The sequence below is a fragment of the Herbiconiux sp. 11R-BC genome, assembly GCF_049472555.1.
In the GTDB taxonomy this organism is placed as follows: domain Bacteria; phylum Actinomycetota; class Actinomycetes; order Actinomycetales; family Microbacteriaceae; genus Herbiconiux.
Genome location: NZ_JBCEBO010000009.1, coordinates 88,283 through 104,679 on the forward strand (window position 1 = coordinate 88,283; position 16,397 = coordinate 104,679).

Consider the following 16,397-nt stretch of genomic DNA (forward strand, 5'->3'; position numbering starts at 1 on the left):
ACGATAACCCCTGGGCGCGGGAGCCCGGTCTGAACAATATGAACACAAGCCCGACCGGATGCCCGGCCCCGCCCATGCTGATCACCTCACCAGCAACGAGCCGTCGACGAAGACGAGGCGGCCTTGACCGTTAGGAAGACCCATGGCAACGACGCACACGGTTCCGCCCACGAAGAGACGCCGGCTCGACCGCTCCCACTACCTCTACCTCGCCGTGATCGTGGCCGTGGCGGCCGGCATCGCGGTGGGGCTGATCTTCCCCGAGTTCGCCAAGGGGCTGAAGCCGCTGGGCGACGGGTTCGTGGCGCTCATCAAGATGATGATCGCGCCCATCATCTTCTGCACCATCGCCCTCGGCGTGGGCTCGGTGGCGAAGGCCGCGACGGTCGGCAAGGTGGGCGGGCTCGCGCTCGGCTACTTCGTGATCATGTCGACCTTCGCCCTCGGCATCGGCCTCGTGGTGGGCAACCTGATCCACCCGGGCGACGGCCTCAACATCGCCTCCACCACCTACGACACCTCGGCGCTGGCCCCGGCGAGCTCCACGGAGTTCGTGATGGGCATCATCCCGACCTCGTTCTTCTCCTCGCTGACCTCGGGCAGCATCCTGCAGGCGCTCTTCGTGGCGCTGCTCGTGGGCTTCGCCCTGCAGCGCATGGGCACGAAGGGCGAGCCGATCCTCGGGGCAATCCGGCAGCTCCAGGTGCTGGTGTTCCGCATCCTCGCCATGATCATGTGGGTGGCCCCGCTCGGCGCCTTCGGCGCGATCGCCGCTGTGGTGGGCACCACGGGGGTCGCCGCGCTGGTGGCGCTCGGGGCGCTCATGGTGGCGTTCTACATCACCTGCATCCTGTTCGTGGTGGTGATCCTCGGTGGTCTGCTGAAGCTCGTGACGGGCATCAACATCTTCCGTGTCATGAAGTACCTCGGCCGGGAATACCTGCTGATCGTCTCCACCTCCTCGAGCGAGGTGGCGCTGCCCCGGCTGATCGCCAAGATGGAGCACCTCGGCGTCTCCAAGCCGGTGGTCGGGATCACCGTTCCCACGGGCTACTCCTTCAACCTCGACGGCACCGCGATCTACCTCACCATGTCGTCGATCTTCATCGCCAACGCCCTCGGAACCCCGCTGAACATCACGGAGCAGCTCTCGCTGCTGGTGTTCATGATGATCGCGTCGAAGGGGGCCGCGGGCGTCACCGGCGCCGGGCTGGCGACGCTCGCCGGGGGGCTGCAGGCCCACCGCCCCGACCTGGTGAACGGCGTCGGGCTCATCGTGGGCATCGACCGCTTCATGTCGGAGGCGCGGGCGCTCACGAACTTCACCGGCAACGCCGTCGCCACCATCCTCATCGGCACCTGGACCAAGCAGATCGACACCGTCCAGGTGGGACAGGTGCTCGACGGCACCCTGCCCTTCGACGAGCAGACCATGAGTGCCGACGACCACCTCGGCGCCGACGAGAAGAGCCACCACGCCCGCGCCCTCGCGGCGCTCGACGCGGAGCACTCGGCGGAGACCGAACGCGGCGGCAGCGGCCCCGAGCGGGTCTCCACCGGCGCGATCGCGAGCATCGTGCACGGGCCGGATGCGCCGGTGCCGTCGCGCAAGTAGGCGCCGGCGGGCGGTCGGGCCGGCTCTCCCGCCCGTCGCCGGCCCGGCTCAGGGGCCGGTCGCCCGCCCGCCGGCCGGCTCACCTTCTGCATCCCACCCCCTCCCTCCTGAAAGGCGCCGACCATGTCACCCGACCGAGCCCCGCGCATCCGCATCGATCCGGCCCTCGCCCGCTCCTGGCTGCTGGTCTCCGGCGCCAGACCGGAGGCCTTCGGAGAGGCCGCGGCGAGCGGCGCCGACGCCGTGGTGCTCGACGTCGAAGACGCGGTGGCCGCCGCCGACAAGGCGCAGGCGCGGGATGCGGTGGTGCGGTGGCTGCGCCGCGGCACCGGCTCCGCCTGGGTGCGCGTGAACGATGCGACCACCGAGCATTGGGAACACGACCTGGAGGCGCTCGGCGGCCTGCCCGTCGGGGCGGGCGTCGCCGGCACGGCCGGGCTGGCCGGAGTGATGCTCGCGAAGGCGGAGTCGGCCGAGCAGGTGGCCGCCACCGCGGCGCGCCTCCCGGCAGGCACACCCGTGGTGGCGCTGATCGAGAGCGCGGCCGGTCTCGAGGCGGCGGTGGCCGTCGCGGCCGAGCCGGCGACCTTCCGCCTCGCCTTCGGCAGTGGCGACTTCCGGCGCGACACCGGCATGTCGGCGAGCGATCTGGCGATGGCCTACCCGCGGTCGCGGCTCGTGCTGGCGAGCCGCCTGGCTCAGCTGCCGGGCCCGATCGACGGGCCGTCACTGAGCGACGACCCCGTCCTGGTGCACGAGTCGGCCGCCCTGTCGGCCTCGCTCGGCCTGACCGGCAAGCTGTGCCTCAAGCCGGCGCAGGCCGAGCCGGTGAACGCGGCACTGAGCCCGTCGGCCGATGAGCTGGCATGGGCATCCGGCGTGATCGCCGATTTCGCCGCTCGAGGCGGCGTGCTGCGCGACGGCAGCGACCTGCCCCGGCTCGCCCGCGCGCGCACCCTCGAGCACCAGGCGGCGGCGCTCGGTCTCGCGGCGCCGCGACGGCCGGTCGAGCACGATCGAAGGGTGCTGGAAAAAAAGTCGTGACGAATGTGTGACGAATCCGGATCTCGGCGCGTCTTATCTATGACGAACCACATGAGGCCCCCAACCAGGGCCCGGATCAAGGAGATGTACTCATGGCGAACACCACTCCAACCAGCACCACGGCCACCCCGGCCGTGTCGACTCCGACGAACGTGCAGACCTCGCTCGGCAAGACCGTGATCAACGACTCGGTCGTGGCGAAGGTCGCCGGCATCGCGGCCCGTGAGGCCCGGGGCGTCTACGCCCTCGGCGGCGGAGCGGCCCGCGCGTTCGGCGCCATCCGCGAAGCCGTCGCCGGCACCGACCAGTCCCAGGGCATCACCGTGGAGGTCGGCGAGACCCAGGTGGCCGTCGACGTCACGATCGTCGCCGAGTACCCGCTGTCGCTGCAGGACGTCGCCGACGGTGTGCGCCGTGGCGTCATCGAGGCCGTCGAGACGATCGTGGGCCTCGAGGTCACCGAGGTGAACGTCACCGTCAACGACGTGCACCTGCCGTCCGACGACAAGGATGACGCTGCTGAGGCTCGAGTCCAGTGACCGCGTCCGCTACCCGCACCGGCATCCTGATCGGCGCCGTCCTGGCGCTGACCTGGGTCGTGATCGGCTTCTGGGCCTTCTTCTTCGTGGCGGTCGCCATGGCGATCGGCGCGATCATCGGCCGGGTCCTCGACGGCAAGCTCGACGTCTCGGCTCTGGTCGGCGCGTTCCGAGGAAAGCGCTCGTCGTCATGAGCACCGCCGCGACGACCCTTGTCGCGGCCGGCTCGCCCGTCAGCGCTGATCGGATCGGTGCTGATCGGCTCGGCGCCGATCGCGGGCGCAACCGCGTCACGACCAAGGCGCTGAACCGCATCGTGGCCGCCGTGACAGCCGACGCCCTCGGCGTCACGGCAGCCCGCGTGGGCGTCACCCTGGCCGACGAGAAAGGACTGCTCGTGCTGACGGTCACCACGCCCATCCGGGTCGTGTCCCTCAGCCGCGTGCACGACCGCCCCGACGTGGTCGACCGTGCCGGCGGCTCGATCGTCGACCGGGCCTCCCGGGCCCAGGAGACCATCCGCGACCGGGTGAATGCGCTCACCGGCTCGGCCATCGGCCGGGTCACCGTGCGGCTCACCGCCGCAGACATCCAGCAAGAGGAGAGAGTCCGATGAGCACGACCCTCACCGCCCCGGTGGCGGATGCGCGCCCCGCGGCATCCGGCAACCGCGAGCAGGCGGGCACACCGGACGGGGCCGACGGCCTCTACCGGCGGATCGCCCGTCGCGAGACGCACTCGCCCCGCTCGCTGCTCGCGATCGTGCTGGCCGTGCTGCTGATCCTGACCCTGGCCTGGCTCGGCACGGAGATCGTGCTCGCCCTGCTGGGCGCCCCCGCGCTGCTCGTGGCGCCGGCGGACATGTTCACCTCTGCGGTGAACCTGGTCGACGCGCCGGTGGGCGTCGTGGCGGCGGCCGGCATCGTGGTGGCGCTGATCGGGCTCGTGCTCGTGATCACCGCGATCGCTCCGGGCCGTCGTGCACGGCACCTGCTGCCGACCGGCCGCACCGTGGTCGTGGTCGACAACGAGGTGATCGCCTCGGCCCTGGCACGCCACGCCTCGCTGGCGGGCAACGTCGACCCCGACAACGCCACCGTGTCGGTCTCGCACCGTCGGGCCGACGTGCACCTCACCCCCACCTCGGGCATCCCGGTCGATCAGGCCGCGGTGATCGATGACGTGTCCCGCCAGTTGGAGTCGTACCGGCTGACGCCGGCCGTCACCGCCCGGGTGCGCATCGCGGAGAACGGAAGGATCGGCGCATGAACAGCACGAACAGGGCCGCGAACCGGCTCCTCATCCTGATCGTCGGCCTGCTGCTGCTCGCGGTGGGTGCGGCCTCCGCGGCCGCCGTGCTCCTCCCGGCGGTGCGCGACGGCTGGACGGGCGCGACCGGCCAGGTCACGGACCAGGTGTCGAGCTGGCTGCAGCAGACGCCGCTCGGCGGAACCAGGGTGAGCTGGATCATGCCGGCGCTCCTCCTGCTGGCCGTGATCGGGGTCATCGTGCTGATCGTGTTCATCGCCCGGCAGGGCCGCGGCCACACCGGTGTCGCGGTGCGGGAGCCCACGAGCGAGCACGGCACCACGGTGGTCGAGTCGGCCGTCGCCGAGCACGCGCTGCAGGATGCGATCGCCGGCCGGCCGGAATTCGTCGCCTCCCACGTCAGCACCTACCGGGTGAAGCGCACCCCGGTGCTGAAGATCTCGGTCACCTGCCGCCGCGGCGTCTCCCCGGCGGATGCGGCAGCCATCGTCGACGACGCCGTGCGTGCCCTCGACGTGCTGCTCGGCCGCCCACTGCCTGCCCTGGTGCAGATCAGCGGCGGATTCCGGGCCCGCGTCACCTCCACCACCCGCCTGCAATAGCGGGAACACCCCGGTCGGGGTAGGAAGAACAGCAGCAGACTCACCGGCCCCGCACCCGCGGTGGCCGATCCTCAAGGAACACCCTAGGAAAGGAGCTCATCATGAGCGCAGCAGACAAGATCAAGAACGCCGCCGAAGACCTCGCCGGCAAGGCCAAGGAGGCCGTCGGCAACGTCACCGACAACGACAAGCTCGTCGCCGAGGGCAAGGCCGACCAGGTCAAGGCCGACGCCAAGAAGGCCGGCGAGAACGTCAAGGACGCCTTCAAGCACTGACGCCTCGCGCTGACCCTCCGGGCATCAGCGGAGTGTGGCCGTCACCCTTCGGTGGCGGCCACATCTCTGCCCGCACCATCCCACCACCACGAAAGAGAGACACACTCATGGGCTTCTTCGGCTTCCTCCTCCTCGGCCTCCTCGCCGGCGCCATCGCCAAACTCATCCTCCCGGGCAAGCAGGGCGGCGGATGGTTCATCACCCTCCTCCTCGGCGTCGTCGGCGCCCTCCTCGGAGGCTTCCTCGGCGGGCTGCTGTTCAATGCGCCGCTGCAGGACTTCTTCTCCATCCAGACCTGGCTGCTGGCCATCGGCGGATCCATCGTGGTGCTGCTGATCTACGGCCTGATCTTCGGCCGCCGCAAGGCCTGAATGTCGTAACACCGACGGGGCGCCCGGGCCATCCGGGCGCCCCGTCGTCGTCTTTCCGGATGCGGGGCGCAGTAGGATCCCTGTCATGAACTTCAACCGTTCCGCTTGGTGGTGGCTGCGATAGCAGCCGGTTGAAGCATGTTCACGGGCTGCACGGCAGCTCGTGGAACGGCCCGAGTACTCCGTGCGGCTCCCGACGATCGGGAGACAGGAATGGAATCCTTCAGCGCGACGACGAAACGGTCGGCGGAGGTCGCGGCCGCCGTGGCCGAGCATCCGGAGCGCTATCGCGTGCTCACGGGCGAACGGCCGACGGGGCCGCTGCATCTGGGGCACTACTTCGGCACCATCCGCGAGCGCGTGCGCCTGCAGCAGGCCGGCGTCGAGACCTTCGTCGTGCTCGCGGACTACCAGGTCATCACCGACCGCGAGAGCATGGCGAACGTACGCGAGAACGTGTACAGCGCGGTGCTCGACTACCTCGCGGCCGGCATCGACCCGCAGAGCACGACGATCTTCACGCACTCCGCGGTGCCGGCGCTGAACCAGCTGATGCTGCCGTTCCTCAGTCTGGTCACCGAGGCGGAGCTGCATCGCAACCCGACCGTGAAGGCGGAGCTGGCGGCATCCGGTCGCGCCTTGAGCGGGTTGCTCCTGACCTATCCGGTGCACCAGGCGGCCGACATCCTGTTCTGCAAGGGCAACCTGGTGCCCGTGGGCAAAGACAACCTCCCTCATGTGGAGATGACCCGGGTGATCGCGCGGAGGTTCAGCGAACGCTATGGAGACGTCTTCCCGGTTCCGGATGCGCTGATCACCGCGACCCCGGAAGTTCCGGGCCTCGACGGCCGCAAGATGTCGAAGAGCTACGGCAATGCGATCGCGCTGTCGATGACGCCCGACGAGACGGTCGCGGTGATCCGCGGGACTCGAACCGATCAGGAGAGGCGGATCGGGTTCGACCCGGAGCACCGGCCCGGTGTCTCGGCGTTGTTGTCGACGGCTGCCCTGTGCCTGGGTGTCGATCCGGCCGAGCTGGCCGACGAGATCGGTGACGCCGGCAGCAGCGCTCTGAAGGCCGTGACGGCGACGGCGGTCAATGACTTCCTGGCGCCACTGCGGGCCAGGCGGCAGGCCTTCGCCGCCGACGGCGATGTCGTTCGCACGGTGCTCCGCCGCGGCAACGAGATCGCCAACGCGGTGGCGGAGGGCACCCTCGCCCAGGTTCGCGAGGCGATGGGAACGAGCTACTAGCTCACGGACGCCGCTGCGGCGGGCTCAGGTGAACAGGTGCCGGAGCCTGTCGATGTCCCCGGCCGTCAGCCCGAGCCCGTCGGTGAGGTAGCCGTCGATGGTGCCGAACTGCTCCCGCATCTGGGCGAAGGCGGCCTGGAGGTAGCTGTCGCGCACGCCGAGCACCGGGAGCAGGACTTCGCGGTCGACTCCGAGCGATTCGGCGCGCAGAAGCACCGGTTCGAGCGCGGGCAGCAGGTCGGTGTTGGTCTGCAGGTAGTCCTGGTACACGTCGTCCGCATCCACGCCGAGCGCGGTCAGCAGGGATGCGGCCGCCCAGCCTGTACGGTCCTTGCCGGTCGTGCAGTGGAACAGGGCGGCGCCCTCGCGGGCGGGGTCGAGGATCCCGAGGTAGAGGGCCCGATAGCCGGCGAGGGCGGAGGGCAGGCGCACGAGGTCGCGGTAGGTGTCCTCGAAGAGGCTCTCTGCCCGGCCGCCGGCCAGACTCGCGGCGAAAGCCTGCGGGTTCGCGGCGAGCTCGCCCAGGCTCGCGGCGACGCTGACCGGGCTGTCGGCGAGCACGTCGAGCTCCACGCGGCTCACGTTCTCGGGCAGGCGGTCGGGCGCGGTCGCGGCTTCTTCGACGGTGCGCAGGTCGTAGACGGTGCGGATGCCGAGCGCGGCGAACCGCGGCTCATCGGCATCCGAGAGCGAGCTGAGCCCGGCCGAGCGGTAGACGACCCCGCGTCTGATCTGCCCGCTCTCCGCGGGCAGCCCGCCGAGGTCGCGGAGATTCGGGGCGCTCGGGATCGGCACGGTGCGGTCGGACGAGTCGTTCACGCGACCATTGTCCCCGTCGGCCATCGTCTCAGCGGCCCAGGACGGCCCGCGGGCGAGGAGCGATCCAGGTGCCGTCGAGCACGGAGGCGTGGGGCCGGTAGAGCCGGAGCGTGTAGTTCCAGCCCGGCATGATGGGCAGCGCGTTCGGGAAGCCGACCGGATGCTCGCCGAAGCGCACGGCCACGCTGCCGTCGGCATCCGGAACCGCGGTGAGGCTGTTGATGCTGTTCACGCCGAGCGCGTTGGGCTCGAAGTAGCCGGCCGCGTTGTAGAGCGAAACCGACCAGAACGCGTCCACCGGGACATCCTTCAGGCGGAGTTCGTAGTCGGCGACGGGCAGGCCTTCATTGACGCTGATGTAGGTGGCCTCGTACTCGGGCAGGCCGCCCCACCCTCCGGCGGTGCCGAGCAGGTGCATGACGGGGTCGACCTCCGCGCGTGTGCCGAAGGCGCGGTCGAAGGCCGGCACACCGCGGCCGAGGGTGAGGAGGGCGTTCCGGGTCTCGATCTGGGACGGCTCGTCGTAAGCGGGCAGCGGGAACGCCCCGGTTCCGCCGCCGGTGAGGAGCAGGCCGTCTTGCAGACGGTTCACCTCGGCGACATCGCCGGAGTCGTTCGGGTCGACGAGGATGCGCACGAGCACCGCTGCGAAGTCGGTGCCGACGAGCCCACGGTCGAGGACGTGCTCGCCCGGATCGCGCAGGATGGCGGCGGTGAAGTGATCCTGGTTGACGACGTGGGCGGAGATGTACCGCCCGCCGGTGTCGGGGAGCGTGAGAGCGACGCCGTCGCGCACGTCGACGATCGTGCTGCTGTAGAGGGTGTCGCGGTTCTGGCGGATGATCGGCTGATCGTCCAGCGGGGTCAGGCTGCGCGAGTGGTTCCAGCTGCCGAGCCCGGCTCTCGCGGCGAGCCGGGAGAACATGAGCTCGGATTCCGCTCGGGCGAAGTTGACGACGGTGACCTTCGTGTCGGGCATGGGATTCCTGCTTTCCTGCTGGTTCATCACGGGCAAGTCTTGCGGGCATCTGCGCGCGAGGATGCCCCGTCTCATCCTCGGCGGATGAGGGCGGGGGTGAATCGGAGGGCCGGCCCCGCCGCATCCGTCACCCGGGCGCGCCGCTATCGTAGGGGCATGATCGAGGCGGTGCGTCAGGAGATCGCCGCAGCGGAACCCGACCGGGTCCGGATGATTCTGCAGAGGAACTGGCTCCGTCTCCTCCTGGAGTCCCATGCCGGTGCGCTCGAGCAGCTGTGCCTCGACTGTCCCGATCCGGGCGACCCGCACATCCTGCTCATCCGGGCATGCTGCCGCGACCTGCTCGGCGATCCCTACGGAGCGACCTTCCTCCGCGGCCAGGGGTCGCGCGTGGTCGCCGACGACTTCGTGGCCTGCTTCACGGAGCTGCTGCTGGCCCCGGACACCTCCTCGAAGGCCGCGATCGCCGACCGCGCCCGCGAGGCCCTGACCCGGTGCGGGCCCGACGACGACTACCCCTCGGCGCTGTTCCTGCTCGGCTGGACCGAGGTGCGGCTGCGCCGCGACCTCGCCGGCGCGATCGGGCTGCTCCGCTCGGCCGCCGAGGAAGCCCGTCTGCGCGGTCACGCCGAGACGTTCCGCCTCGCGCAGTCCAATCTCGCGTTCGCGCTCACGCATGCCGGCCTGTTCACCGAGGCCGAGCGCATCCTCGACGCCCTTCCACCGGCGCCGTCGTTGTCGGACTGGGACCGCTTCGAAGGGGGCCTCCCGCAGGCGAACCGCGGATGCATCGCCTACTGGAGAGGGGACTTCGACGTCGCGGTCGCCGAACTCGACTCCCTCATCGTCGAGGGGAGCCCCGGTTCGAACTTCGAGGCCCTCGCCCGCCTCTACCTCGTGATGAGTCTCGTCGCCCTCAAGAGGGACGACCGGTACTACGCCGCGGCGGAGCTGCTGAACGGCGTGGCCACCAGCGACAAGCACGGCATCCCGTGGGACACCCTGCGGCGTGTGGTCACGGCGTGGTTGGACCACGCCGGGGGAGAGGACGAGCGGGCGCTGAGCGTCGCCGCGCCGGCCCTCGCCCGCACCGGAGCCGCGGTGGCGCACGCGCTGCTCGCCGAGCTCTACCGCAGGCTGGGCGAGCCGGCCCTGGCCGCGAGAGCCTTCCAGCTCGCCTCCGCGAACCCGATGCCCCGCTATGCGCGCGTCGCCGCACTGGTCACCTCGGCCGCGCTGCAGGCATCCGCCGGGCAAGGATCCCGCGCGCACGACGAGCTCGACCGGGCGCTGGAATCGGCGGCGCCCGAACGCATCCTCGCGCCCTTCCTCTCCGATGATCCCGTCATCGAGGATCTTCTCGCAGCGCACGCCCACCGGGGATCGCGCCACCACGCGCTCCTCCTCACCGTCCTCGAGCGGCGCGGCCGGCTCACGGGGCTCCAGGCCGGTACCCTCACCCGGCGGGAGCAGGACGTGCTCGCCTGTCTGCGCACCACCATGACCGCCGCCGAGATCTCCGTGCACCTGGGGATCGCCTATCCGACGGTGAAGTCGCACCTGCGCTCGCTCTATCGCAAGCTCGGCGTCACCACCCGGCGCGACGCCGTGCGGGCCGACCCGCGCGGGATCACCGCGTCCTGACGGACGGCGACACGCGTTTCCGCTCGGCGCGATGTCGTTCGGTTCAGCGGTCACTCGTCGGCGTCGTCGGCCTCCCTGCGGCGGGTGCGGAGAACCACACCGGCGCCCAGAAGTATGGCAGCCCCCACCGCAGCGCCCGTGAGCGAGAATGCACTCGACCCGGTGTCCGCGAGCCGGGCGCTGTCACCCTCGCTGTGCCCCCTGTCGTGGCCGGCGTCGTGGCCGAGTCCCGCGTCGGGCGTCTCAGCGAGGATCAGCGTCAGGAGCTCGATGGCGGGCTCTGCGTCGTCGACCCGGTTCTGGTTCCACATGGTGGTGACTCCGACGCCCTTGCTCGGGGCGAGCGTCGTGTCGGAGCTGAAGCCCGCGGTGCCGCCGTTCTTGAACGCCCAGTCCACGCCCATGTTCGACGCGCTCGCCGGGTAGAGCTGCCAGCCGAGCCCCATGTGGAAGGCGGATGGCTGGCACTGCGTCGGCGTGAAGCACTCGGTGGTGATGGCGCTGACGGGTTCGAGGGTGTCCGCCATCGTGCGCACGCCGGGAGGGGCGGTGTCGGAGAGGTAGCCCAGGTGCGCGGCGACGAAAGCGCCCATGTCGGTGGCGTCGGAGACCAATCCGCCCTCGCCGGCCAGGGCGTTGACGTCCTCCCAGTAGTAGGTGGGGGTGTTGCCGGAGGTGTACGGGGTGGCGATGGACGGCCCGGTTCCGAGCATCGTGGAGGACATGCCCAGGGCGTCGAGGAACGTGCTCTCGAGCGCGGGCTGGAAGGCAGGGGGCTCATCGATGGGCACCGAGGGATCGACCACGTCGGACAGGATGGTGCCCAGCAGCCCGAATCCCCAGTTCGAGTAGAGCCAGTCGGTCCCCGGCTTCCAGAGCAGCGACTGCGCCGCGAGGGCATCCCACAGCATGGTCTGGGTGTAACCCGGATGCGGATTGACGCAGTCCGGATCGCCACCGCACCCGGCCTCGAAGTTCCCGGGCATGTCGGGCAGACCCGCCTGGTGGGTGGCGAGGTCGCGCAGCGTGATGCGGGTCGTCTCACCGCTCTGCGGATCGGTCCACACGGGCACCGCGATCCCCGCCGGCGCGTACTTCTGCACCGGGTCGTCGAGCGCCACCGTGCCGGATGCGACCAGGTGCGCCAGCAGGTCGGAGGTGAAGATCTTCGTCTCGGAGGCGATCTCGAACTGCGTCGAGGCATCCACCGGAGTCGGCGAGCCCACGTTGGGTGTGCCGACGGCGAAGGTCGTGACGACGGGAGTCGGCCCGCCGGGATCGTCGGGGTCGGGGGTCACCACCGCCATCGACATCCCCGAGATGTCGTACTTCGCCCGAAAGGTCTCGATGTGGTGCTGGATCTTCGCGGTCAGCTCGGGCGTCATCGTCACGACGCGCGCATCCCGGTCTGCGCCGGCGGCGGGCGATGCCGTCGTCGCCAGCGCGGCGAACGCCACGGCTGCCGCCGCAGCGGCCGCAGCCGCCAGGCCCCGGCGCGCCCGCGGGTGGATTCGAGTCATGGATGCTTCTCCCCGTGAGCAGACGACTTGCGCGACAGCTGTGGCGCACACGAACCCCTGAACTCTCGCAGTCGCCGGGCAGAGTTTCTACCACCCGTCCGGGGGTCGCGGCGGCCTCGCACCTGGATGACGCTACCGTGATGCGCCCTGGCGCTAGCGGGTGCAGGGCGCAGTGAGGCAGGCTGTCGGCATGGGTACAGAAGCGGCTGACCGGGCATGACGATCGCGGCGCCGCACGCGGAGGTGCGGCACGAGACCTTCACCATCGTGAGGGAGATCGACGCCGGACGGCCGGCCGTGTTCGACTCGTTCGCCGTCGACAGCATCCGCCGTCGGTGGTTCCGGCTCCCGGGTTCGGGTGCGGCATACGAGCACGACTTCCGGGTGGGCGGCGGAGAGGATGCGCACAGCACCTTCGTGATGCCCGACGGGTCGAGCGAGACCCTGCGTAACGTATCGCGCTACCTCGACATCGTGCCCAGCCACCGCATCGTCTTCGTCTACGAAGCGGCGGTGAATGGCGTCACGCGGTGGGTCTCGCTCGTGACGGTCACCCTCGCGGATGCGGCAGGCGGTGCCACCACGCTGACCTGGACCGAGCAGGTCGCGTTCCTCGTGCGCACCGGCGACGGCAGCGCCGACCTCCCGCACCTGCGCACCGGCACGGCGCTCCGCCTCAACGGCATCGGGGCCGCGCTCGGCCTCCGCTGACCCTGACAGGTGTCGGGTCTACGGAGTCAGGCGCAGACGCGCGCCCGGCGCCCCTCGAAGCTCACGACATCGCCGAGCTGGAGCTGTCGTCCTCGGCGCCGGTCGACCTCGCCGTTCACGCTCACGAAGCCGTCGATGATGGCCTCCTTGCCCAGGCCGCCGCTGTCGAGGAGTCCGGCGAACTTCAGGAACTGCCCGAGACGGATGCTCTCCCCGCCGATCGAGACGTCGTCGATGGCATCCGGTGTCGTCATGCGGAAATCGTACGCGCGTCGAAGCGGTCCTGGTGCGCGGCGACGTCGTCGCGGTGCGCCTCCGACCAGAGCTTGAGCTGCCGCACCGTGGTGTGCAGCGAGAGCCCCAGCCCGGTGAGCTCGTAGGAGACCGTCACCGGCACCGTGGCGGTGGCGGTTCGCGAGACCAGGCCGTCCCGCTCGAGCGACCGGAGCGTCTGCGACAGCATCTTGGGGCTCACTCCGGCAGCACCCGGGCGAGTTCGGAATACCGCATGGGCCGGGGGTCGCCCGTGCAATCGGGCCCGCTTCCGAGGGCGGACATCACCAGCGTGACCCACTTTCCGGAGACGCTGGCGAGCAGCTTCTGGCTCGGGCAGGCGGCCAGGAACGCGTCTCTCCGCGGTCGCGACGCGGCTCGGATCGACCCCCATGTCGGTCGCGCTGGCGTGGTTGCTGCAGCGCTCGCCGAACATCCTGCTCATCGCCGGCACGTCGTCGGTCGCGCACCTCCGGGAGAACATCGCGGGCGCCGGCCTCGCCCTCTCCGAGGGGGACGTCGCCGAGCTGAATGCCCTCGCTCGCTGAACCAGCTCCGGCCTGGCGTATTCAGGCCGCTCGTGCCGCTCCGGCGAGGTGCTGCATGGCTCGCACCGACCGCGCCACGTTTCTCGACGACATCGTGTCATGCCCGTATCCCGCTCGCGTCTTGAGTGACAGGAGTGTCGAGAGGTGCCCGGCCGAAGCGGCATCTGCACGGCGCAGGTGCTCGATCGCTTCGTGGTGATTGCCGCTCTGCCAGTAGTAGTCGAGGCGGCGAAGCCAGATCACGTCCGATGCCGCGATCCCCGCGTGCACGGCGAGGGTCACCACGGCGTCACGGAGTTCGTCGTCGTCGGCGAGGGCGAGGATGATCTCCGTGGCTTCGAGGAACTGCATCATCTTCGTGGTGCGCCCCTCCAGCACGCCAGGCTCGCGATCAATGCGTGGCATGTTCGGACCCCGCCCTCGCCCGCGCGCCTCGGCGGAGCCTACGCCGGAAGCTCGCCGCGTCGCCCGCCACCGTGACGCCGTCTTTCGCGATGTCGGCGAGCACGCGTTTGCCGGACATCGCGCCCGACACCTCTTCTTCTCCGTAGATCAGCGGCCGAACCTCGTTGCCGGTGAGGCGCGACACTTGCCACGCGAGCGATTCGGCATCGACATCGAATCGGTCGTGGGCGGCCTGCTTCGGCCGCTCGAGAAAGAGGTCGATATCGCTGTTCTCTCGCATCGTGCCTGTTGCGGCCGAGCCGAACACCGCCGCGTAGACCGGCGGGTCGGCGAACGTCGCCGTGATCAGGGTCGAGATGCGCTCCCACAATCTGGCCTTCGCGCCGACGATCTCGCGGATGGCGGGCGCGAGGATGTGCTCGGCATTGAACGAGTAGAGCGTGAGCTTGCCCGCCGGGCTGGCTCGGACGGTCCCCTGAGCAGTCAAGCGCAGAACGCAACTGCGCACGCCGGCGTACGAGTTCTCGGTCGACCGGGCGATCTCCGCGATGCTCATCGGAGCGTGTGCGCGCACCAGTGAGTCGAGCACTGCGCCGTCGAGCGATCTCGTGATCGCCAGGAACGGGGCTTGGACTTGCATGGCAACCTCACACTATTTCATCATGTGTATTGATATTTCACTACATCTGGCGAAAAATCAACATCTTCTCCGGGTGACCCCTGGCGGGATTCCCGGTCGGGCGTAGCGTGTGGAGCCTCACCAGCGAATGGAGCGCACCATGACCGGCACCGACGACATCGAGACCCTGGCGAAGCTGCTCGACGATTTCCCCCTCACGATGATCGTGACCCTCGACGACGACGGGCATCCGGTGTCGCAGCCGTTCGCCATGCAGCAGCAGCACCACCGTTTCGACGGCGATCTGTGGTTCCTGGTGAGCGCCGAGTCGTCGACGGCCACCCGCCTCGAGAAGAACCCGATCGTGAACCTGGCCTTCAGCTCGAACGGCTCGTGGGTGTCGGTCACCGGCCACGCCGAGCTCACCACCGAGCAGAGCTACGTCGACGAGATGTGGGACCCGAGCGTCGAAGCCTGGTTCCCCGGCGGCCGAACCGACCCGTCCGTCCGCGCACTGATCGTGCACGCCGACTCGGCCGAATACTGGGACACCCCCGGCTCCACCATCGCGACGGTCTTCAGTTTCGTGAAGTCGAAGGTCACCGGCACGCCGATCGAGATCGACAACGAGAAGCTCGACCTCTGAGCGGAGGGCGTCGACGGGCTGAGGCCGCGCATCCCGGCGTGCCGTGTGCGAAGGTGCTGGTATGGCATCCCCGCAGACGCTCAGCGAGCATGACCGCCGGCTCGTCGCCGCGTGGGCGGCGGACTGCGCCGAGAGGGTGCTGCCGCTGTTCGAGGCCGAGGCCCCGGCCGACGGCCGCCCCCGCGACGCCATCGAGCGAGCGCGGGCGTTTTCCCGCGGAGAGCTGGATGCCGCGGGCGAGATCCGTCGACGCTTCGTCGCGAATCGTGCGGCACAGGTGGTGAGCAGTCCCGCCGCCAAGGCGGCGGCGTGGGCGGCGGGCCAGGCGGCCGGCGTCGCGCACATGGGCGCGCATGCGCTCGGCGCGGCGGCCTATGCCGCGAAGGCTGCGGCGCTGGCCGCCCCCGGGGATGGTGGGCCGGCCGAGATCTCGTGGCAGCTCGAGCACCTGGGCGATGCGGTTCGGGCGGCGCTCAAGCGCCTGCCGCTGCTCGGCACCGACCCGTCGGGCCCGCTCGGCGCGGGGCTTCTTGCGTCGGGAGCGTTGGGTGCCAACATCCGTGCGATCCAGGGCGCGCTCTGATGCCTGATGCCGGATGGCGCGTCGCCGCGTCGCCCCGTCGCCAGCGGCGGCCCGGACCGGTGGCAGGCGGGTCAGGGGACGCCTCGGGTCGTCTGCCGCGGAGTGAGACGTCCGCGCGAGCCGCTCAGCGCGCGTCGAGTCGCGCCGCGACATCCGGCGGGAAGCCACCCGTCGAGATGGGGCTCCAGCGGGTGGGCGTGATGCGCAGCAGCGACTTGTCCTGCAGCGCCATCGCCTCGCGGTACTCCTGCCAGTCGGGGTGCTCGCCCGCGATGCAGCGGTAGTAGTCGACGAGCCCGTCGACGGCCTCCGGCATGTGGAGCACCTCGGCGTCGCCGTCGACCTGGATCCAGGCGTCGCTCCAGTCGTCCGACAGCACGAGCACCGAGGCGGCCGGGCGGCGCTCGGCGTTGCGGGTCTTGGCGCGGCCCGGGTAGGTGGAGGTCACGATCCGCCCGTGGTCGTCGACGCCGCCGCTGACCGGCGACATCTGCGGTCGGCCGTCTGCGCGCGTAGTGGCGACGAGCATCCGGTGTCGCGGTCGCACGAATTCGAGCATGCCGTCGCGGTCGACGGTGGTGTTGGTGGAGATGGTTCTGGCCATGGGTCAACGGTAGGCGACGGAGGTGAGTTGCCGGGCGGCCTCGAGGCTCAGGTAGCGGCTTCTCGACGCCGGGCGAC

The 16,397-nt window shown here is 70.3% G+C and carries 22 protein-coding genes and 1 pseudogene; 15 read left to right on the plus strand and 8 right to left on the minus strand.

Annotated features, from left to right (window positions below; all coding sequences use genetic code 11):
* Positions 1 to 142: 142 nt before the first annotated feature.
* From VD659_RS17985 to trpS, 10 genes are all read left to right on the plus strand, one after another.
* Complete coding sequence (locus VD659_RS17985; protein WP_423262417.1) at positions 143 to 1,615, plus strand: cation:dicarboxylate symporter family transporter; 1,473 nt, start codon at positions 143 to 145, stop codon at positions 1,613 to 1,615.
* Positions 1,616 to 1,738: 123 nt separating this feature from the next.
* Positions 1,739 to 2,659, plus strand: coding sequence for an HpcH/HpaI aldolase/citrate lyase family protein (locus VD659_RS17990; RefSeq protein WP_423262418.1), 921 nt, complete (start codon positions 1,739 to 1,741; stop codon positions 2,657 to 2,659).
* A gap of 92 nt (positions 2,660 to 2,751) precedes the next feature.
* The gene (locus VD659_RS17995; protein WP_423262419.1) at positions 2,752 to 3,198 is read left to right on the plus strand and encodes an Asp23/Gls24 family envelope stress response protein; all 447 of its coding nucleotides are present in this window, start codon (positions 2,752 to 2,754) and stop codon (positions 3,196 to 3,198) included.
* Positions 3,195 to 3,392 carry a DUF2273 domain-containing protein gene (locus VD659_RS18000; protein ID WP_137835903.1) on the plus strand — a complete coding sequence of 66 codons (198 nt, stop codon included), beginning with the start codon at positions 3,195 to 3,197 and terminating at the stop codon, positions 3,390 to 3,392. Before VD659_RS17995 ends, VD659_RS18000 begins: the two co-directional genes overlap by 4 nt.
* A complete protein-coding gene (locus tag VD659_RS18005; protein ID WP_423262420.1) occupies positions 3,389 to 3,814 on the plus strand; it encodes a hypothetical protein in 426 nt (141 codons plus the stop codon). The genes VD659_RS18000 and VD659_RS18005 overlap by 4 nt, the downstream gene beginning before the upstream one ends.
* Positions 3,811 to 4,467, plus strand: a complete 657-nt coding sequence (locus VD659_RS18010; RefSeq protein ID WP_423262421.1) for a hypothetical protein — start codon at positions 3,811 to 3,813, stop codon at positions 4,465 to 4,467. The genes VD659_RS18005 and VD659_RS18010 overlap by 4 nt, the downstream gene beginning before the upstream one ends.
* Complete coding sequence (locus VD659_RS18015) at positions 4,464 to 5,069, plus strand: hypothetical protein (RefSeq protein WP_423262422.1); 606 nt, start codon at positions 4,464 to 4,466, stop codon at positions 5,067 to 5,069. The genes VD659_RS18010 and VD659_RS18015 overlap by 4 nt, the downstream gene beginning before the upstream one ends.
* 101 nt (positions 5,070 to 5,170) lie before the next feature.
* Entirely contained in the window at positions 5,171 to 5,344 is a 174-nt protein-coding gene (locus VD659_RS18020) for a CsbD family protein (protein WP_137835906.1), read from the plus strand.
* 107 nt (positions 5,345 to 5,451) lie between these two features.
* Positions 5,452 to 5,715, plus strand: coding sequence for a GlsB/YeaQ/YmgE family stress response membrane protein (locus VD659_RS18025; protein ID WP_137835907.1), 264 nt, complete (start codon positions 5,452 to 5,454; stop codon positions 5,713 to 5,715).
* 213 nt (positions 5,716 to 5,928) lie between these two features.
* Positions 5,929 to 6,969, plus strand: coding sequence for a tryptophan--tRNA ligase (gene trpS / locus VD659_RS18030; RefSeq protein ID WP_423262423.1), 1,041 nt, complete (start codon positions 5,929 to 5,931; stop codon positions 6,967 to 6,969).
* Positions 6,970 to 6,993: 24 nt separating this feature from the next.
* Here the strand turns inward: trpS and VD659_RS18035 are convergent, their stop codons facing one another.
* Positions 6,994 to 7,788 (minus strand): tyrosine-protein phosphatase, encoded by a 795-nt coding sequence (locus tag VD659_RS18035; protein ID WP_423262424.1) that lies wholly within the window; start codon positions 7,786 to 7,788, stop codon positions 6,994 to 6,996.
* A gap of 28 nt (positions 7,789 to 7,816) precedes the next feature.
* The gene (locus VD659_RS18040; protein WP_423262425.1) at positions 7,817 to 8,767 is read right to left on the minus strand and encodes a DUF1214 domain-containing protein; all 951 of its coding nucleotides are present in this window, start codon (positions 8,765 to 8,767) and stop codon (positions 7,817 to 7,819) included.
* Positions 8,768 to 8,923: 156 nt separating this feature from the next.
* Here VD659_RS18040 and VD659_RS18045 point away from each other — a divergent pair, with 156 nt between their 5' ends.
* Positions 8,924 to 10,411 carry a helix-turn-helix transcriptional regulator gene (locus VD659_RS18045; protein ID WP_423262426.1) on the plus strand — a complete coding sequence of 496 codons (1,488 nt, stop codon included), beginning with the start codon at positions 8,924 to 8,926 and terminating at the stop codon, positions 10,409 to 10,411.
* A gap of 50 nt (positions 10,412 to 10,461) precedes the next feature.
* Here VD659_RS18045 and VD659_RS18050 read toward each other — a convergent pair whose 3' ends face one another.
* Complete coding sequence (locus VD659_RS18050; protein ID WP_423262427.1) at positions 10,462 to 11,931, minus strand: serine hydrolase domain-containing protein; 1,470 nt, start codon at positions 11,929 to 11,931, stop codon at positions 10,462 to 10,464.
* 216 nt (positions 11,932 to 12,147) lie between these two features.
* On the opposite strand from VD659_RS18050, the gene VD659_RS18055 reads away from it, so the two are divergent.
* The gene (locus VD659_RS18055; RefSeq protein ID WP_423262428.1) at positions 12,148 to 12,642 is read left to right on the plus strand and encodes an SRPBCC domain-containing protein; all 495 of its coding nucleotides are present in this window, start codon (positions 12,148 to 12,150) and stop codon (positions 12,640 to 12,642) included.
* 26 nt (positions 12,643 to 12,668) lie between these two features.
* On the opposite strand, the gene VD659_RS18060 is transcribed toward VD659_RS18055, so the two are convergent.
* Positions 12,669 to 12,896, minus strand: coding sequence for an RNA-binding S4 domain-containing protein (locus tag VD659_RS18060; protein WP_137835913.1), 228 nt, complete (start codon positions 12,894 to 12,896; stop codon positions 12,669 to 12,671).
* Positions 12,893 to 13,117, minus strand: coding sequence for a winged helix-turn-helix transcriptional regulator (locus VD659_RS18065; protein WP_423262429.1), 225 nt, complete (start codon positions 13,115 to 13,117; stop codon positions 12,893 to 12,895). The genes VD659_RS18060 and VD659_RS18065 overlap by 4 nt, the downstream gene beginning before the upstream one ends.
* A 154-nt stretch (positions 13,118 to 13,271) precedes the next feature.
* Between VD659_RS18065 and VD659_RS18070 the strand changes: the two are divergent.
* Positions 13,272 to 13,463, plus strand: a pseudogene (locus VD659_RS18070) (aldo/keto reductase); the annotation flags it as partial.
* 21 nt (positions 13,464 to 13,484) lie between these two features.
* On the opposite strand, the gene VD659_RS18075 reads toward VD659_RS18070, so the two are convergent.
* Complete coding sequence (locus VD659_RS18075; RefSeq protein WP_423262430.1) at positions 13,485 to 13,868, minus strand: hypothetical protein; 384 nt, start codon at positions 13,866 to 13,868, stop codon at positions 13,485 to 13,487.
* Positions 13,855 to 14,424, minus strand: a complete 570-nt coding sequence (locus VD659_RS18080) for a nucleotidyltransferase domain-containing protein (RefSeq protein WP_423262431.1) — start codon at positions 14,422 to 14,424, stop codon at positions 13,855 to 13,857. The genes VD659_RS18075 and VD659_RS18080 overlap by 14 nt, the downstream gene beginning before the upstream one ends.
* A gap of 223 nt (positions 14,425 to 14,647) precedes the next feature.
* On the opposite strand from VD659_RS18080, the gene VD659_RS18085 reads away from it, so the two are divergent.
* Entirely contained in the window at positions 14,648 to 15,133 is a 486-nt protein-coding gene (locus VD659_RS18085; RefSeq protein WP_423262432.1) for a pyridoxamine 5'-phosphate oxidase family protein, read from the plus strand.
* Positions 15,134 to 15,194: 61 nt separating this feature from the next.
* A complete protein-coding gene (locus tag VD659_RS18090) occupies positions 15,195 to 15,716 on the plus strand; it encodes a putative immunity protein (protein WP_423262433.1) in 522 nt (173 codons plus the stop codon).
* 124 nt (positions 15,717 to 15,840) lie between these two features.
* Here VD659_RS18090 and VD659_RS18095 read toward each other — a convergent pair whose 3' ends face one another.
* On the minus strand, positions 15,841 to 16,320 hold the full coding sequence (locus tag VD659_RS18095; RefSeq protein ID WP_423262434.1) for a PPOX class F420-dependent oxidoreductase: 480 nt from the start codon (positions 16,318 to 16,320) through the stop codon (positions 15,841 to 15,843).
* Between the last annotated feature and the right edge of the window lie 77 nt (positions 16,321 to 16,397).